Below are 17054 nucleotides of genomic sequence, written 5' to 3'. Positions count from 1 at the left end.
CCCAGAGCTGGATTGCGGCGGCACATCCAGGTCAGGGACAGGGCGTGTACGCATCCCGGCTGCCGCACCCCGGCGACCCGGTCGGAGCTGGACCACACCCGCCCCTACGCTGCGGGCGGCTCCACGAGCGAGGGCAACCTGGCCGCCGCGTGCGCGCATGACCATGACCTGCGTGACAACGGCTGGCAGGTCGTGCAGACGGCGCCTGGTCAGGTGACGTGGATCAGCCGGACGGGCCACCGGTACCCGGCCCAGCCGCCGCCGGTCATCGAGCCGCTGCCCGAGCCGTTCGCCCCGGCAGGCTGGGCCCACCTCAAGCCCGCCGATTCCGGGTAGGGCGCGGGCGGCATCACCGACCCCGCTGTCGACGGACTGCCCTACGTGCCGGCCTACCGGTATGAACCCGCCTGGTGGGAAGAACCCCTCTCCAAACCGGACACGGCACAGGATGTCACTGTTCGTGCCGGTCCGCCGACTGACCCGGCCGAGGACCTCCCGCCCTTCTGAACACGGCCCGCGCGTCCGGCAGGGGCCCATGCCTGCCTTTGCCTTGCCGACGGCGGCCGGCATGCCGGGTTGGGCAGTGTGCCACCCGCCGCAGCGCAGCGGTACTCATCAACGGCGCGAACCAGCGGCGTAGGTGAGGCGGTATTCACGGGGCGAGATGCGCGACTGAGGCTCAGTCCCGGGTGAAGCGGCGGAGGGCGCCGCGTAGGCGGTCGAGGAGCAGGGGCTGGGTGCGCGGCGCGGGGTGGCCGGGCGCGACGCGGGTGTCGCGTGCCTGCCGCAGTGTGGCGAGGGCCTCGGCCGCCTCGGGGCGCTTGCCGGGCGTTTCGTCGCGCATCCGGCGCAGCAGGTCCATGATCTCGGGGGCGACGCCCGCGGCGGCGGCCTCGATGTCGGTGCCGGGGGTGGGGAGCTGCCCGGTGAGGATCTGGAAGGCGATGACCCCGGCCGCGTACACGTCGGAGGCGGGGGTCATCCGGTCGGGCCTGAGCCGGCACTCGGGCGCGACGTAGTGCGTGTCGAGGACGTTGGGCAGCTCGTTGGCGACGGTGTGTTTGCGCGGCCCCGGCTTGGCGTAGTCGAAGCCGGTGAGCACCGCCTGCCCGCTCTCGGTGACGAGCACGCAGGCGGGGCTGAGCGCGCGGTGGATGACCTGGTTGGCGTGGACGTGCGTCAGGCCGCTCAAGATGTCGTCCACCATGTCGAGGCGGGCGGCGGTGGGCGGCATCCGCCCGGCGAGGCGCAGGTGCAGGGCCTGGCCGTGGACGTCGTCGAGGACGAGCACGAACCGGCTCTCGTCGTCGATGGCGAAGAAGTCGCGCGAGCGGGCGACGCACGGATGTGCGGGGATCTTGGCGAGGGCCTGATAGGCGTTGGCGATCCGGCGCTGTTCGGCGACCCGCTGGTCGCGGTCGGCCAGCGGGTCCGCCTGGTAGACCCGCAGCAGGACGGTTTCGCTGGCCGGGGCGGTGGCGTTGACGGCGCGGTATTCGGTGACCCGGTTGTCGCCGCCGAGCTGCTCCTCGACCTTCCAGTTGCCGAACCTGGGCGGCGCGGTCGAGCGGCGCACGGTGCCGTTCAGCGCTTCGATGAGCGCGGTGCGGTACGGCGTGACGTCCGGGCTGCACCCTTGGCGCACTCGGGAGACGTCGCCCAGCATCCCGACGAGGCCGGGCAGGTTGGTGACGTATCGGGCATCGCGGCCGCTGGAGTCGACGAGCACGGCGTCGGGGGCGGTCAGCACCACGACGCTGTCGACGTAGACGCGGTCGAGCCCGCGGTGGATGTCGAGGAGGACGCCCTTGAGCGCGCGGGCCGTGCCGCGGAGCTTGGCGACGGGGGAGCCGAACGCCTCGCCGCCACGTTGCGGGAACCAGCGTGTGCCGGAGACCTCGAAGCGGCCCCGCGCGCCCTTCACGTCGATCACGCACAGCGAGTGGCCGGTGATCACGATCACGTCGACCTCGAACAGGTCGGCGCCACGTGGCACCTCGATGTTGTGGAGCAGTAGCCAATCGTCCGGGGCGTTGTCCCTGAGGTGGGCGATGACCCGTCGCTCCGCGTCATTGACGGGGCTTCCGCCACCGACGATCTGAGCCATCTCCCTGTGCCGCCTTTCTCACCGCATTCCCGGAGATCATCCTTCTGGATACCGGTGCTCACGCGCCAGGCCGCATCCAGACTTCATGATCCAGCCTTCATGATCCGGTATCGGTGACCACTGCCGGGTGCCGCGGGTCGTCCACGCGGACGACGATGTCGGCGACGTACGACGGTCTGGCCTCGTGTTCATACCGAGTGTAAGCGGACAGTCGCCAAGCGTGTTCAGCGAGGGTGCGTCGAGCGAGCGCCGCCTCGGAAAGCGCGAGGTGGACGGCCAGGTCGAACGGCAGGCCGCGGCCGAGCAGCAGGGTCCCGTCGAGCAGCAGCACGGCGCCGGGCGGCAGGGTGACGTAGGCGGCGCGGGTCGCCCGGTCGCGCGCGCTGTCCCACAGGGTGGGCAGCACCCGGCCGGTCCCGCCGGGCGCGAGCGGCCCGAGGACCTCGCGGACCAGTGCTCCGGCGTCCAGCCAGTCGGTGTAGAACGCGTCGGGGTCGGTGCGGCCGAACTCCAGGCGGAGCGAGGCGGGCCGGAGGAAGTCTGCCGCCGAGACCCGCAGCACCTCGCGCCCCCGCAGGCGGAGGGGTGCCACGAGGTCGTCGGCGAGCCTTCCGGGGTCGGCCGCGGGCGCCCCGTCGACGGCGACGCGTACCCAGGACTCGTTCGGGGCCGCGGTGATCCGGTCGGCGATCTCCTCGACGAGCAGCGGAAGGGAGACGGGGCGTGCGCGCACACCGTCCACCGTAATTCCCGCCCGCGTCGACGCATCACGCGATCACAGGGTGACGAAGGTGAGTCCCCGGCTTTGGAGCACGGGGATGACGGTGGTGAGAGCGCTCAGCGTCTGGGAACGGTCTCCGCCCCCGTCGTGGGACAGCAGGATGCTGCCCGGTTTGGCGTGCAGCAGTTCGGCCTCGATCGCGCCGGTGCCGGGACGGGCCCAGTCGCGCGGGTCGATGTCCCAGTCGAGCGGCTGCATGCCGTTCTCGGCGACGGTCGCGAGCACGGCGGGCGACCAGTCGCCTCCGGGCGAGCGGAACAGTCGTGAGGTGACGCCGGTGGTCTTCCAGATTTCGCGGTGGGCGCCGGTGACCTCGGCGATCATCCGCTCGGACGACAGCCCGGCGAAGGGCTGCGGGTGGCTCATCGTGTGGTTGCAGATGGCGTGGCCCGCGGCGGCGATCCGTTTGGCGAGTTCGGGGTGCTCGCGGATGGCGTCGCCGACCAGGCAGAAGGTGGCGACCACGTGGTGCCGCGCGAGGAGGTCGAGGACCTTCGGTGTCCACTCGGGATCGGGTCCGTCGTCGATCGTCAGGGCGATCGAGTTCGGCGGGGCCGCCGGGTTGATTTCCTTGATCTGATGGATGGGCTTCCGGGACGGAACGGCGACCGGTGAGAAGACCGGCGAAGGGCTCGGCGACGGGCTGGGCGAATTTGGTTTGCGGGCCCTGGGCTTCCGGCCGGTCGCGTCCGCGGCGGGCCGGGTGCCCTGCGCCGATGTGTCGGCACAGGCCGCCAGCGCCCCCTCGACGGCGACCAGAACCGCCAGGTAGATGGCCCGACGTCTCCCCATTTCATCCATATTGTCGTCTTTTCCGATGCGAGGTCAGCTCAGAACCAAGACCGTCTCACTTCTCGGGAGCGTGCCGTGGATCGTTCCCGGGAGATAACCGCGAAAGAGGTGGGGAACGACTTCGGAGACGAAAGGGGGCGGACGATGAGACTGGCGGGTGCTCGCGTGCTGATCACCGGGGCGTCGTCGGGCATCGGGGCCGCCACCGCGCGGGCGATGGCCGCGGCGGGCGCCCGTCTCGTGCTGGCCGGCCGCGACCGGGAGCGGCTCGACGCGGTCGCCGCGGAGACCGGCGGGCTGGCCGTCGCGGGCGACCTCACCGCCGGCGTCGCGGACCTCGCCGGGCGCGCGGGTCCGGTGGACGTCATGGTCGGCAACGCGGGCCGGGGATGGGCGGGGCCGCTGGTGACCATGCCGGACGGCGTCGCCGAGGAACTGGTCGCGACCAACCTGACCGCCCAGATCGCGCTGACCCGATCGCTGCTCCCCGGCATGGTCGAGCGCGGCCGGGGTCACCTGGTCTTCGTGTCGTCGATCGCCGGGGCGGTCGGCGTCCGCGACGAGGCCGTCTACGCGGCCACCAAGGCCGCGCTGATCGCCTTCGCCGAGAGCCTGCGGTACGAGGTGCCCGGGATCGGCGTGTCGGTCGTCCTGCCGGGCGTGGTGGACACGCCCTTCTTCGCGCGGAGGGGCGTCGCCTACGCCCGCCGCCGGCCCGCGCCGATCCCGCCGGAGCGGGTCGCCCGAGCCATCGTGACCGCGGTCGAGCGCGGCCGTCCCGAGTCGTACGCGCCGGGCTGGCTGCGGCTGCCCGTCCGGCTGCGCGGCGCGGCCCCCGGGCCGTTCCGCGCGCTCGCCGGGGTGTTCGGGCGGCCGGTCAGCCGCCGCGTACGGCCCGGAGCGACTCCTTGAGCGAGGAGAGCGTGGCGAAGACGGCGGTCGGCTCGTACCCGCAGTGCGCCATGCAGTTCGCGCAGCGCGGGTCGCGGCCCCGGCCGTAGGCCTCCCAGTCGGTCTCCTCGACCAGCTCCCGGTAGGTCGCCGCGTACCCGTCGGACATCAGGTAGCAGGGGCGCTGCCAGCCGAACAGCGAGTACGACGGGATGGCCCACGCCGTGCACGGGAAGTCCACCGTTCCTTCGAGGAAATCGAGGAACAGGGGTGTGTGGTTGAACCGCCACCGCCGCCGGTTCCCACCGGAGAACGCCTTGCGGAACAGCTCCCTGGTCTCCTGGACGCCGAGGAAGTGCTCCTGGTCCGGGGCCTTCTCGTACGCGTACCCGGGCGAGAGCATCATCTGGTCGACCTGGAGGTCGTCGTTGAGGTAGTTGAGCACGTCGATGACCGTCTGCGGGCTGTCGGTGTTGAAGAACGTGGTGTTCGTGGTGACCCGGAACCCGCGCCGCCGGCACTCGCGCACGGCGGCCACCGCCTCGTCGAACACGCCCTCCTTGCACACCGACGCGTCGTGCCGCTCGCGCAGCCCGTCGATGTGGACCGTCCAGGCGAAGTACGGCGACGGCTCGAACTGGTCGATCTTCTTCGGGATCAGCAGCGCGTTGGTGCAGAGGAAGACGTAGATCTTCCGGGCGACGAGCCGCTGCACCATGTCGGCGATCTGGGGGTGCATGAGAGGCTCCCCGCCCGCGATCGACACCATCGGCGCGCCGCACTCCTCGACGGCGGCGACGGCCTGCTCGACCGGCATCCGGCGTTTGAGCACGTCGGCGGGGTGCTGGATCTTGCCGCATCCCGCGCATTTCAGGTTGCAGGCGAACAGCGGCTCCAGCTCCACGAGGAGCGGGAACTTCGTCCGCCCGCGCAGCCTCTGGCCGAGGATGTAGCCGCCGATGCGCAGGGCCTGGCGGACCGGCATCGTCATCTCGTACGCACCTCCTTGGGCAGCGTGAACCGGATGGTCTCCTCGGCCACCCGGCGTTCCTCGACGGTCACCGGGCCGAGCCCGCCCAGCGCGGCCACGACCGCGTCCACGAGGGCGGGCGGGGCGGACGCGCCGGCGGTCAGCCCGACCGTGCGGGCTCCCGCGAGCCAGTCCAGGGCGATGTCGCCGGGGCCGTCGACCAGGTACGCGGGGGCGGCCCGGCCGGCCACCTCGGCCAGCCGCCGGGAGTTGGACGAGTTGGCCGAGCCGACGACGAGCACCAGGTCGGACCCCTCGGCCACGTCGCGTACGGCGTGCTGCCGGTTCGTCGTGGCGTAGCAGATGTCGTCCTTCTGCGGGCCCTCCGCGTCCGGGAACCGCCGCCGGATCGCGGCGGCGATGTCCGCGGCCTCGTCCACGGCGAGGGTGGTCTGCGTGAGGTAGGAGACCCGGCGGCCCTCGGGCAGCCGCGCCACGCCGGCGACGTCCTCGACCAGCACGACGGAGCCGGGGATCTCGCCCATCGTCCCCTCGACCTCCTCGTGCCCGGCGTGCCCGATCAGCGCCACCAGGTCGCCGCGCGCGGCGAACCTGCGCGCCTCGGCGTGCACCTTCGTCACCAGCGGGCAGGTCGCGTCGATCACCCGCAGCCCGCGCGCCGCCGCCTCATCGCGTACGCCGGGGGCCACGCCGTGGGCGGAGAAGACCGTGACGGCCCCCTCGGGCACCTCGTCCAGCTCGTCCACGAAGACGGCCCCGCGCGCCTCCAGATCGCGTACGACGTGCAGGTTGTGCACGATCTGCTTGCGCACGTAGACCGGGGGGCCGTACTGGTCGAGGGCGCGCTCGACGATCTCGATGGCCCGCTCGACCCCGGCGCAGAAGGAGCGCGGCGCGGCGAGCAGCGCGTGGCGCGGTCCGCACGCGGCCGCCCAGCGCGCCAGCACCGGGGCGACCCGCCGCAGCGTGCGGAAGGCCAGCACGCCGCCGCGGATGGTGGCCGGGCGCAGCAGCGGCACGGCGGGGGTGTCCACGATGACCCGCACCGCCGCGAAGGGCCGGCCCCCGGCGGCGGCCGCGATCGGCCCCGACTCCATGTCGACGGCGAGCGCGCCCTCCTCCGCGAGCCGGTGGCGCTCCGCTCCGGTCACGATGTGGTCGGAGGTGGCCAGCGGCCCGGTGCGTACGTTGAGCCCGGCGCGGGCCAGTTCCCCCGCGAGGAGTGGCGCGGACGGGCAGGGCATCGTCCGGCCGTCGAACCGGATCTCGCTGGCCACCACCACGTCGCCGGGCCGCAGGCCGTCGTCGAGCGCGCCGCCGAAGCCGGTCACGACGAGCACGCCCGCGCCGCGCAGCCGGTTCTCGGCGCGCCCGGCCGGTCCCGGGCCCATCCCGGTCCTGATCACCTGCACGCTCCCGCCGTCGTCGGGCAGGCCCTCGCGTACGGCTCGCGCCTCGACGCCGAGGGCCGTGCAGACGACGGCGTCCGCCGCGGGCCCGGTCATGGCGAGGCCGCCTCGTCGCCGGCCCGGACGTATCGCCCCAGCGCGCTGACGGGGAAGACGAGCCGGTAAAGGTGGTAGTTGATGAAGAAGTCGCCGGGGAAGCCGGTGCCGGTGAAGTACGGCTCGTCCCAGCCGCCGTCCGGGCGCTGGCTGCCCACCAGCCAGGCCACACCGCGCTCCACCGCCGGCGAGCGGATCTCCCCGGCGGCGAGCAGGGCGAGGAGCGCCCACGCGGTCTGCGAGGGCGTGGATTTGCCCCGGCCGATCCACGCCGGGTCGCGGTAGGAGCGCATGTCCTCGCCCCAGCCGCCGTCGTCGTTCTGGTGTGCCTCCAGCCAGGAGACCGCGCGCCGCACGCACGCGGCGCCGGGCCGCACCCCGGCCGCGACGAGCGCGGGCACCACCGCGCCGGTGCCGTACACGTGGTTGGCGCCCCAGCGGCCGAACCACGACCCGTCGGCCTCCTGGTGGCGCAGCAGCCAGACCACGGCCCGCCGTACGACGTCGGAGGCGGGCTCTTCCACGGCGAGGGCCTCGACGACGTGCGCGGTGACGTCGGCGGACGGCGGGTCGATGACCGCGCCGAAGTCGCAGAACGGCAGCCGGGTGCACAGCTCGCGCGTGTTGTCCGCGTCGAAGGCGCCGAAGCCGCCGTCCCGCGAGGCCATGCCGTTCACCCAGCGCAGGGCGCGGTCGATGGCGGGGCGGACGTCCGGGTGCTTCACCCGCCGCAGGGCCAGGATCACCTCGGCGGTGTCGTCGATGTCGGGATAGATGTCGTTGTCGAACTCGAACGCCCAGCCGCCCGGCGCGAGCGACGGCCGCCGTACGCTCCAGTCGCCCGGCCCCGTGATCTCCTCGCGGAGCACCCAGTCGGCCGCGTTGACGAGGGCGGGGTGGTCGCCCGGCATGCCCGCGTCGAGCAGCGCGTTGACGGCGAGGACGGTGTCCCACACCGGGGACTGGCACGCTTCCAGCCTGCGTCCCTGCTCGTCCCTGATCGTGAACCGGTCCAGGCCTTCGAGGCCCTTGCGCATCACCGGGTGGTCCAGGCGGTAGCCGTACAGGTCGAGGGCGATCAGCGAGTACACCCACGGGGGCTGGATGCCGCCCCACGAGCCGTCCAGTTCCTGCCGCGTCACGATCCACTCGACCGCCCGCCGCTCGGCCGCGCGGCGCACCCCCGGGATCGGGAACCGCTCGTACTGGTGCAGCACGCGGTCGAGCGCGTGGAAGACGCCGTCCCAGCCGGTGCGCGGCTCGCGCGGGGCGGGCCGTCCGGTGCGCAACTCGGCCAGCCCGAACGGCAGCGGCCGCGACGGGCGGCGGGCGCTGACGATGGTGAGCGGCACGATCGTCTGCCGCGCCCAGCACGCGAAGTCGTAGACGTTCAACGGGAACCAGGGCGGTAGGAAGATCATCTCGGGTGGGAGGACCGGAAGGTCGTGCCACGACCACTGGCCGAACAGCGCCAGCCAGATGCGGGTGAAGACCCGGGACGCCTCGATGCCGCCCGAGTCACGTACGAACCCGGCCGCCGCCCGCATGTGCGCCGCGTCGACCGGGTCGCCGGCCAGCCGCAGCGCCGTGTACGCCTCGATCGTGGTGGACAGGTCGCCGGGGCCGTCGTGGAAGTTGGCCCAGGTGCCGTCGTCGCGCTGCTGCGAGCGGATCCAGCGCGCCGCCTCCGCCGTGTCCTCCTCCGTGCGCACGCCGAGGAACTGGCGCAGCAGCAGGTCCTCGGCGTCCATGGTCACGTTGGTCTGCAGCTCGGCCTTCCACCACCCCTCGGGGGCCTGGAGGCCGAGCAGGTGGTCGCAGGCGGCGTCGAGGGCGAGCGAGGCGGAGCTGGGTGCGGCGACTGTGGTCATGTCAATGTCCTCGGGACGTCAGGAAATGGGCGATGTCGAGGAACTCGGCGCGTACGGCCGAGGGCATGTCGGCGTCGGCGAGGTGGCGTTCGGCGGCGTCGAGGCGGTGCTTGGCCTCGGTCTCGGCCCAGGACCGTCCGCCCGCCTCCTCCACCAGCGCGGCGGCGTCACGCAGCTCGGTCTCCGAGAGGGGCTCGGGGCCCGCCATCAGGGCGGCGAGCCGATCGCCCGCGCGGGTGCCGCTGGTGAGCGCGGCGACGATCGGCAGCGACTTCTTGCGGGCCCGCAGGTCCGACAGGACCGGCTTCCCGGTCGCGGACGGGCTGCCCCAGATGCCGAGCAGGTCGTCGGCGAGCTGGAAGGCGAGTCCCGCCTCGGCGCCGAACGCGGCCAGGGCGGCGACCAGCGGCTCCGGGCCGTCCACCGCCATGGCGCCGATCGAGCAGGCGCAGGCCAGCAGCGCGCCGGTCTTCTGCGTGGACATCAGGCGGCACTCGTCGAGGCTCACGTCGGAGCGCCGTTCGAACTCCAGGTCCAGCGCCTGCCCGGCGATCAGCCGCCGGGTGGCCGCGGCCAGGCAGCGGGCCGCGGGGACCCGCCCCGGGCAGCCGTCCTCCAGCAGCAGCTCCCCGGCGAGCGACAGCAGCGCGTCACCGGCGAGGATCGCGGCCGACTGACCGAAGACGGTCCACGCGGCCGGGCGGTGCCGCCGCGTCCGGTCCCCGTCCATGATGTCGTCGTGGAGCAGCGAGAACGCGTGGACGAACTCGACCGCCGCGGCCGCCGCCAGCGCCTCCTGCGGGCCCGCCGCCCGCGCCGACAGCACGGCGAGAGCCGGCCGCAGCGCCTTGCCCCCGGGGGTGACGGGCCGGCCCTCCGCGTCGGCCCAGCCGAGGTGGTAGGCGGCGACGCGCCGGGTGATCGGGTCGAGCCGGTCCGCGGCCGCGCGCAGCACGGGCTCCACCAGCCCGCGGGCGGCCGCGACCGTCGGCGGGATGACCGCGCTCACCGGGCCGCCCCCGTGGTGAGAGTCCCCGCGTCCAGATGACGTCTGGCCAATCTGGCCGCGTTGAGTCCGCTGCGCACGGCCGCCTCCATCGTGTCGGGCCAGCCCGTGTCGGTCCACGCGCCGGCGAGGAACAGCCCGGGCCACCGGGTGGCGGCCTGGGGGCGGAGCGCGCCGCTGCCGGGCCCCTGGCGGAAGGTGGCGCGACGCTCTCTGGTGACGAAGAAGTCCGTGATCCGGGCTCGCCGCGCGCCGGGGAAGAGCCGTTCCAGCGCGGGGACGAACACCGCGCGCGCCCGCGCGGTCGGCGTGTCGATCCAGCGGTCCGCGGCCGAGACGGAGACCGCGAGGTACTGGCCGTCGCGCAGCCCGGCGACCCGCGTCTTGTCGAACACCCACTGCACCGGCGAGTCCACCACCGCCGCGAACGGCAGGCCGGTCACCCGGCGGTCGTACACGACGTGGACGTTGACGATCGGACTGGCCGACAGTCCGCTCCAGCGGGCCCGGTCCGGCGCCGCGTCCGGCGGGACGAGCCCGGCGGCCTGCTCGTGCGGCGTGGCGACGACGACCGCCGACGCCCGCACCCGGGCATCGTTCACCACGACGACCGGCCCCGGCTCGATCGCGGTGACCTTCGACGAGGTCAGTACGGCGCCGCCGAGCCGGGTGATGGCGGCCCGCGCGGCCGTGCCGTGCAGCTCGCCGAGCGGCACGGCCGGCACGCCGATGTCGGCGGCGTCCGACCGGCCGAACAGTGCGGTGCGGAACACCATCGCCGCCGGCCCGAGCGCGGCGTCCCCGGCGCCCACGTTCAGCGCGGCCACCGCGAACAGCTCCCACAGCGCGCGGCGCGCCGCGTCGCTCTGCCCGTGCGCGGCCAGCCACGTCGCGAGGTCCACCTCGTCGAGCGCGGGGTCGGCCGGGTCGAGCCGCCGCAGGGCGAGCGAGCCCCGCATGGCGCGCAGCCGGTCGGCCGGATCGAGCAGCGGGTACCGCGCCAGCGCCGGCATGAGGTGGAACGGCCCCGGCAGGGCGGAGCGCCGCAGCCGCGCCGACCGCCCGTCCGGGGTGAGCACCCGCACGTCGAACCGGGCCTGCACGTCCACCTGGGACGTGCCGCCGAGCCGGTCGAGCAGCCCCCGGTAGGCGGTGCAGCAGCGCAGGAACACGTGCTGCCCGTTGTCCACCGCGAGGCCGTTGCGGGTGAACGAGTGTGTCGCGCCGCCGAGCCTCGGCCGGGCCTCGTACAGCGTCACCGGGAGGCCGGCCTCGCCGAGCGCGACGGCGGCGGCGATGCCGGCCAGGCCACCCCCGACGATCACGACCGGGTCCCGCGTCATCGGCCCGCCCCCGCGAGCGCGCGCGCCGCCACCATGGCCTTCGCCCAGGGCGGCAGCGATAGCCGCGCGGTCAGCGCCATGGTCGGGTCGGCCGCGATGCGGTCGAGCAGGCACCGGTAGATCCCGGCCATGGCCGCCGTGCAGGCCGCGCTGCGGGCGTCCAGCACGGGCAGCAGGCGCATCCCGTCCGCGAACCACTCGCGGGCGCGTACGGCCTCGTACCGGATGAGCGTGACCAGCCGGTGCGGCGGGTCGGTGAACCGGCCGGCGCCGTCGAGCTCCAGCGTGCAGCCGAACCGTTCCAGGTCCTCGATCGGCAGGTAGATGCGCCCGGCCAGCCGGTCCTCGCGCACGTCCCTGAGGATGTTGGTGATCTGGAGGGCGACGCCGAGCGCGTCGGCGAGCGGCGTCGCCGCCTCCGGGTCGTCGGCGCCGAAGACGCCGAGCGAGAGCCGCCCGATCGACCCGGCGACGCACCGGCAGTAGGCGAGCAGCTCGTCGAAGCGCGCGTACGTCGTGCCGCGCACGTCGGCGGCGCACCCGTCGATCAGCTCGCCGAACGCGGCGAGCGGCAGCGGGTAGCGCCGCGCGGCGTCGTGCAGCGCGACCAGTACGAGGTCCTCGTTCCCGTCCGCGCGCGGGCCCGGCGGGCCGTCCAGCGCCTCCCTGGCCGCGTTCAGCCGGGCCAGTCGCGCGCCCGCCGGGCCGTGGCCGTCGGCGATGTCGTCGATGCGGCGGGCGAACGCGTAGACCGCGCTCAGCGCGCGGCGCTTGGGCGCCGGCAGCAGCCGGAGGCCGTAGGAGAAGTTGCGCGCGTTCCTTCGCATGATCTGTTCGCAGTGCTGGTACGCCTCAGGGACGCCCACGGCCCAACCCCCTTCTCGCCAGGATGCGCAGCCACCCCGCGGCGAGGCGGATACCACGGGGCCGTACGGCGCGGCCGAGGACGTCGTAGCCGGCCTGGCGCAGCGCGGCGATCGTGGCGTGGCCCCCGGCGATGTAGCCCGAGATGGCGAGGCGGGCCATCCCGCCCACCGAGGCGACCAGGGGGTCACCCTCGTGGAGCAGCCGCTCGGCCCGGTCGGCCTGCAACGCCACCACGTTGCGCAGCCGCCCGGGCGTGCTCGCCCGGGCGAGGTCGGCCTCCGTGCAGCCGAACCGCTGGAGGTCCTCCTTGGGCAGGTAGATCCGGCCTCGCGTGTAGTCCTCGCCGACGTCCTGGCAGTGCTCGATGATCTGCAGCGCCGTGCAGACCCGGTCGGAGAGGTCGAGCCGGTCGGGGGCGGCCAGGCCGAACACGTGCAGCACGATGTGGCCGACCGGGTTCGCGGACAGCTCGCAGTAGTCGAGCAGCTCCTCGAACGTGGCGTACCGGGTGACGGTCTGGTCGCGCCGGTTCGCCTCGACGAGCCGGTGGAACGGCGCCGCGGGGACGGAGCAGGCCGCGACCGTCTCCTCCAGTTCCCGTACGGCGGGCAGGTAGGGGGTGTGCCCGGTGTAGAGGCGGTGCAGGTCGGACTCCACGGTGTCGAGCAGGCGCAGCGGATCGCCGTTCCCGGGCTCGTCACCGATGTCGTCGACGAAGCGCGCGAAGCCGTACACCGCGAGGAGGTGACGGCGATGGCCGCGCGGCAGCAGCCGGGAAGCGACCGGGAAGTTTTCCCGGCGCGCTTTGAGTGCGACGTCTCGTGCGTCGTCTCCCCCCGATGACATAAATTGAGGCTGTCCGTCGTGGGCAGCCATAAACGCGGACTCTCGGGTCATTGGGGTTTGCCGTGCATAAGCTGGGCGAATATTTGTTGTCCGGACGCGCGGCGGTTTTTCTGACAATTCACCGGCTATTTGTTTGCCCGGCCCGTTGTTTCAAATTGCCGGAATGCTGGGAGGGGAATTCGCCGTGCGAGATGCCGTGGTCCCGCAGGGGCCCGACCCGCAGGCCGGCTGCCCGGCAGGCCGCGACCAGCCGGGGCAGCGCGCCCAGCGCCGACCGCCAGCAGCCCGGCGCCGCGGTGTGGTCGGTGTCGTGCAGCAGGAGGGTGGCGCCGCCGCGCAGCCCGGGGGCCAGGGCGGCCACCACGGAGTCCGGGCTCGCCGTGGGCGTCCAGTCCCGGCCCCACGCGGTCCACAGCACCGGCCGCAGCCCCAGGAGCCGGGCCGCGACCAGCGTCTCGGCGCTGAGCGCGCCGTAGGGCGGCCGGTACCAGGCGGGAGGCCTCCCCGTGACGGCCGCGACCAGTTCGGCGGCCCGGGCCAGCTCGATTGTCATGCGGCCCGGCCGGGCGAGCAGCGCGTTGTCGTGGCGCCACCCGTGGACGGCGACCTCGTGGCCGTGCTCGGCGATGCGGCGGCCGAGCCCGGGATGGCGGTCGAGCATCTCGCCGAGCACGAAGAACGTCGCCCGGCAGCCGAGCCGCTCCAGCTCGTCCAGGAAGCGCGGCGTGGAGCGCGGGTCGGGGCCGTCGTCGAAGGTCAGCGCCACGTGACCGTCCGCGCCGACGCCGGCCAGGCGGGGCGTCAGCCGTCGTACGGCGGGCAGCCAGGTGGCGGCGGGGCCGACGTGCAGCAGGGCCAGCCCGGCCAGGGTGGCCACTCCGCGGGTGCCAATCCTCACCCTTCTCCTGGTTCCCGCGTTTTGCCAGGTCACGCCGCCCGGCGTGCGGTCCTGATCCTCAGCGCGAGCATGGGCGCGGGGCACGACGCCGCCGCGGCCGAGCTGGCCCGGCGGCTCGGCGCGCGGGGCGTGGACGCCGAGGTGGCCGACGTGCTCGACCTGCTGCCGCTGCGACTGGGGGCGGCGCTACGCGGCGGGTACGGCTGGATGATGCGCTCGGCCCCGTGGGCGTACGAGCTGATCTACCGGGCCTTCTTCGTGCCGCGCGGCGGGCCGGGGGGTGTGTCTCCCATGACCGCGCTGGTCGCGGTCCGGCTGCTGCGGCTGCTGCGGCGCCGGAGGCCGGACGAGGTCGTGTCGGCGTTCCATCTCGCCGCGCAGGCGGCCGGGCACCTGCGGGCCCGCGGCCTGCTGCCGGTGCCGAGCACCGTGCTGCTCACCGACTTCGCGGCGCACCGGCTCTGGCTGCACCCGGGGAACGACCGATATCTCTGCCCCGACCCGGCGAGCGCGCGTGCGGTGCGGGCGGCGACCGGGCGGCCCGCCCACGAGCACGCCCCGCTCGTCCGGCCGGAGTTCCTGGAGCACCCGGCGGCGGCTCCGGGGGACGGCGTCACGCGCACGGTGCTGGTGTCCGCGGGGGCCTGGGGGGTGGGCGGTGTCGAGCGGACGGCCCGGATCCTGGCCCGCTCCGGCCGTTACGCGCCCGTCGTCCTGTGCGGGCGCAACGACGAACTGCGCCGCCGCCTCGCCCGCCGTCTGGGACGGTCGGCGACCGCGCTCGGCTGGTGCGCCGACATGCCCGGCCTGCTGGCCGGGGCGTACGCGCTGGTGGACAACGCGGCCGGGCTGACCTGCCGGGAGGCGATGGCGTCGGGGGTGCCGGTGGTCTCCTTCCTGCCGATCCCGGGGCATGGGCGGGACGGCGCGCTGGCGATGGCGCGGGCCGGGCTGAGCGTGTACGCCCGGGACGCCGGGGAGCTGCTTGCCGCGCTCGACCGGATCGGGACGCCGGGCGGGAGGGAGCGGCACGCGGCCGCCGCCGCGGAGCTGTTCGCCGCCGCGCCCGCCGAGTCGTTCTTCACTCCGGTAGTGCCATCAGGTCTCCCTGGCGGATCTGCGGCGACTGGGCCAGCTTGACGCTGCCGTAGAAGATCAGGCCGACGCCGATCAGCTCGGCCGCGATCCAGCCGCCCAGCCGGATGGTCTCGCCGAAGAGCGCGACGCCGAGGCCGATGCTCGCCACGGGGTCGGAGATGTTGAGCGTCGGCTGGACGACGACGAGGGTGCCGCTCTGCAGGGCGTTCTGCAGCAGGTAGACGCTGAACACGCCGGCCGCCACCATGGCGTACACCGGCCATGTGGTCAGCAGATGGGATCCCTCGGAGTCGAAGAGGCGGGTGCTCTCCTTCATCAGCGCCGCGGTGAAGGCGAAGCCGAGGCCGGAGGCGGTCCCGAGCAGGGCAGCCCGCTGCGAACCACGGGTGATCTTCGCCGTCGCGATGAGGTACGCCAGGATGGCGCCGCACACCACCGTGACGATGATCCAGTCGGCGGCGTCCGGAGCCCGGGTTCCGTGCCCGGGGCTCGCGGAGGCGAGTAGGACCCCCAGCCCGACGGTGAGGGCGATGATGGCCCGCCACAGGCTCCAGTTCAGCTTGATCCGGTACATCAACCAGATGATCAGCATGGTGAACGGCAGCTCCGTGATGAGCAGCGGTTGCACCAGCGCGAGCGTCCCGAAATTGAGGGCGCTCGCCTGGAGGAGGAAGCCGCCGATCAAGGCGACGATGCCGCTCAGCCAGACCGGTTTGCGCATCATGTCCCACAGCAGCACCAGCTTGAAGGCGTCGCTCTGGGGCGCGGTGCGCGCCGCCCGGCGCTGCAACACCGACGAGAGGGCGTTGCAGGCCGCCGCGAGTACGGCCAGGAGCACCGCGATCACCGGCGCCCGGCCTTCAGGGGGGCGCGCTGTCCGTCGATGGTGGTCATAGGGCCGAGCATCGGGGAACCCGGACCCCGCGCAAGGGTTCCACGCCGGTCAGGGTGCGGCCGCGACCCGGCCTTGCCTGCCGCTTGGCCGATCTTCCGCTGGCCTGATCGTGGCAGGCTAGGTTAGCCTAAGCAAAGTTAGGCATGCCTAAGTTGATGGAGGCTCCATGACCGTCGCCTATCGGCCGTTCCGCCTGCACGTCGCCCGTACCGAGCGGCTCAGCCCGACCTTCGTACGGGTCACGTTCGCGGGTGAGGAGCTGTCCGGGTTCGGGCACGACGGGTACGACCAGCGGGTCAAGGTCGTGGTGCCGCTGCCGGACGCCGGGCTGGACGCCTTCCCCACCGGGCCGGACTGGTTCCCCATCTGGCGCGATCTCCCGGAAGACAGGAAGAACCCGATCCGCACCTACACCGTGCGTGCCCTGCGCGAGGCTCCGGGCCGGCACCGCGAGCTGGACGTCGACTTCGCGTTGCACGGACCCGTGGGGGTCGCCTCCCGGTGGGCGGCGCAGGCGCGTCCGGGCAGCCCCGTGGTCATCGTCGGCCCCGACGCGCGGTATTCCGGCCCGCCGGTCGGGGTCGAGTGGGCGCCTCCGGCCGGCGCGACCCGGCTGCTGCTGGTGGGGGACGAGACCGCCGTCCCCGCCGTCTCCGCGATCGCCGAGACCCTCGGCGACTCCGCCGCCGTCCGGGTGCTCCTGGAGGTGCCCGGCCCCGGCGATGTCCTCGACCTGCGTGTCACGCCGAACGTCGAGGTCACCTGGCTGCCCCGCGGTACGGCGCCGCACGGTGAGCTGCTGATCCCCGCCGTGCGCGACGCCGTACGGGAACTCGGGGTCGCGGCGGGCGGGCCGGAGCGGGGCGAGGAGTCCGGCGACGGCCCCGGCGACGAGTCCCCTGAGCGCCTCTGGGACGTGCCCGAGCGGGCGTCCGGCGGCTTCTACGCCTGGCTGGCCGGTGAGATGGGTGTGGTCCGCGAGCTGCGCCGCCACCTGGTGCGGGAGCTGGGCGTGGACCGCTCGTGCGTCGCCTTCATGGGTTACTGGCGGCAGGGGGCGCCCGAGCACGATTGAGCCCATTGCTATGTTCCTTCTGATCTGATCCGCGGCGTTTAGTGTGGTTCGGGTGGAGGGGATGGGCGGACGGCGGGGAGCGTGACGG

At 73.8% G+C, this 17054-nt stretch carries 16 protein-coding genes; 4 read left to right on the top strand and 12 right to left on the bottom strand.

What is annotated here, in order from left to right:
* On the top strand, positions 1-336 hold a 336-nt coding region (locus AWQ71_RS29070), incomplete at its 5' end, for an HNH endonuclease signature motif containing protein (protein ID WP_169806654.1).
* A gap of 343 nt (positions 337-679) precedes the next feature.
* Here AWQ71_RS29070 and mads6 read toward each other — a convergent pair.
* From mads6 to AWQ71_RS29055, 3 genes are all read right to left on the bottom strand, one after another.
* Positions 680-2107 carry a methylation-associated defense system protein kinase MAD6 gene (mads6, locus tag AWQ71_RS29065; RefSeq protein WP_067138716.1) on the bottom strand — a complete coding sequence of 476 codons (1428 nt, stop codon included), beginning with the start codon at positions 2105-2107 and terminating at the stop codon, positions 680-682.
* A gap of 97 nt (positions 2108-2204) precedes the next feature.
* Positions 2205-2840: a nucleoside/nucleotide kinase family protein gene (locus AWQ71_RS29060; protein WP_067139026.1), complete on the bottom strand. Its 636-nt coding sequence runs from the start codon at positions 2838-2840 to the stop codon at positions 2205-2207.
* 42 nt (positions 2841-2882) lie between these two features.
* Positions 2883-3680, bottom strand: a complete 798-nt coding sequence (locus tag AWQ71_RS29055; RefSeq protein WP_084259409.1) for a polysaccharide deacetylase family protein — start codon at positions 3678-3680, stop codon at positions 2883-2885.
* Positions 3681-3824: 144 nt separating this feature from the next.
* On the opposite strand from AWQ71_RS29055, the gene AWQ71_RS29050 reads away from it, so the two are divergent.
* Positions 3825-4592: an SDR family NAD(P)-dependent oxidoreductase gene (locus tag AWQ71_RS29050; RefSeq protein WP_067138712.1), complete on the top strand. Its 768-nt coding sequence runs from the start codon at positions 3825-3827 to the stop codon at positions 4590-4592.
* Here the strand turns inward: AWQ71_RS29050 and hpnH are convergent.
* From hpnH to AWQ71_RS29010, 8 genes are all read right to left on the bottom strand, one after another.
* On the bottom strand, positions 4558-5562 hold the full coding sequence (gene hpnH, locus AWQ71_RS29045; RefSeq protein WP_067138710.1) for an adenosyl-hopene transferase HpnH: 1005 nt from the start codon (positions 5560-5562) through the stop codon (positions 4558-4560). The two genes, AWQ71_RS29050 and hpnH, sit on opposite strands and share 35 nt — an antisense overlap.
* Entirely contained in the window at positions 5559-7067 is a 1509-nt protein-coding gene (ispH, locus tag AWQ71_RS29040) for a 4-hydroxy-3-methylbut-2-enyl diphosphate reductase (RefSeq protein WP_067138708.1), read from the bottom strand. The genes hpnH and ispH overlap by 4 nt, the downstream gene beginning before the upstream one ends.
* The gene (gene shc, locus AWQ71_RS29035; RefSeq protein WP_067138706.1) at positions 7064-8938 is read right to left on the bottom strand and encodes a squalene--hopene cyclase; all 1875 of its coding nucleotides are present in this window, start codon (positions 8936-8938) and stop codon (positions 7064-7066) included. Before shc ends, ispH begins: the two co-directional genes overlap by 4 nt.
* A gap of 1 nt (position 8939) precedes the next feature.
* A complete protein-coding gene (locus AWQ71_RS29030; RefSeq protein WP_067138704.1) occupies positions 8940-9947 on the bottom strand; it encodes a polyprenyl synthetase family protein in 1008 nt (335 codons plus the stop codon).
* A complete protein-coding gene (gene hpnE, locus AWQ71_RS29025; protein ID WP_067138702.1) occupies positions 9944-11287 on the bottom strand; it encodes a hydroxysqualene dehydroxylase HpnE in 1344 nt (447 codons plus the stop codon). Before hpnE ends, AWQ71_RS29030 begins: the two co-directional genes overlap by 4 nt.
* The gene (locus AWQ71_RS29020) at positions 11284-12153 is read right to left on the bottom strand and encodes a phytoene/squalene synthase family protein (protein WP_245658549.1); all 870 of its coding nucleotides are present in this window, start codon (positions 12151-12153) and stop codon (positions 11284-11286) included. Before AWQ71_RS29020 ends, hpnE begins: the two co-directional genes overlap by 4 nt.
* Positions 12140-13000: a squalene synthase HpnC gene (gene hpnC / locus AWQ71_RS29015; RefSeq protein WP_157570636.1), complete on the bottom strand. Its 861-nt coding sequence runs from the start codon at positions 12998-13000 to the stop codon at positions 12140-12142. Before hpnC ends, AWQ71_RS29020 begins: the two co-directional genes overlap by 14 nt.
* A gap of 118 nt (positions 13001-13118) precedes the next feature.
* Entirely contained in the window at positions 13119-13898 is a 780-nt protein-coding gene (locus AWQ71_RS29010) for a polysaccharide deacetylase family protein (protein WP_245658547.1), read from the bottom strand.
* 69 nt (positions 13899-13967) lie between these two features.
* On the opposite strand from AWQ71_RS29010, the gene AWQ71_RS29005 reads away from it, so the two are divergent.
* Positions 13968-15038 (top strand): MGDG synthase family glycosyltransferase, encoded by a 1071-nt coding sequence (locus AWQ71_RS29005; RefSeq protein WP_067138699.1) that lies wholly within the window; start codon positions 13968-13970, stop codon positions 15036-15038.
* On the opposite strand, the gene AWQ71_RS29000 is transcribed toward AWQ71_RS29005, so the two are convergent.
* Positions 14980-15843: a DMT family transporter gene (locus tag AWQ71_RS29000; protein WP_067138697.1), complete on the bottom strand. Its 864-nt coding sequence runs from the start codon at positions 15841-15843 to the stop codon at positions 14980-14982. The genes AWQ71_RS29005 and AWQ71_RS29000 overlap by 59 nt on opposite strands.
* A gap of 214 nt (positions 15844-16057) precedes the next feature.
* Here AWQ71_RS29000 and AWQ71_RS28995 point away from each other — a divergent pair, with 214 nt between their 5' ends.
* Positions 16058-16966 carry a siderophore-interacting protein gene (locus tag AWQ71_RS28995; protein WP_067138695.1) on the top strand — a complete coding sequence of 303 codons (909 nt, stop codon included), beginning with the start codon at positions 16058-16060 and terminating at the stop codon, positions 16964-16966.
* Positions 16967-17054 lie beyond the last annotated feature (88 nt).

The sequence above is a fragment of the Microtetraspora malaysiensis genome (assembly GCF_001528665.1).
In the GTDB taxonomy this organism is placed as follows: Bacteria; Actinomycetota; Actinomycetes; order Streptosporangiales; family Streptosporangiaceae; genus Microtetraspora_A; species Microtetraspora_A malaysiensis.
This window is presented reverse-complemented; position numbering and strand designations above follow the sequence as displayed.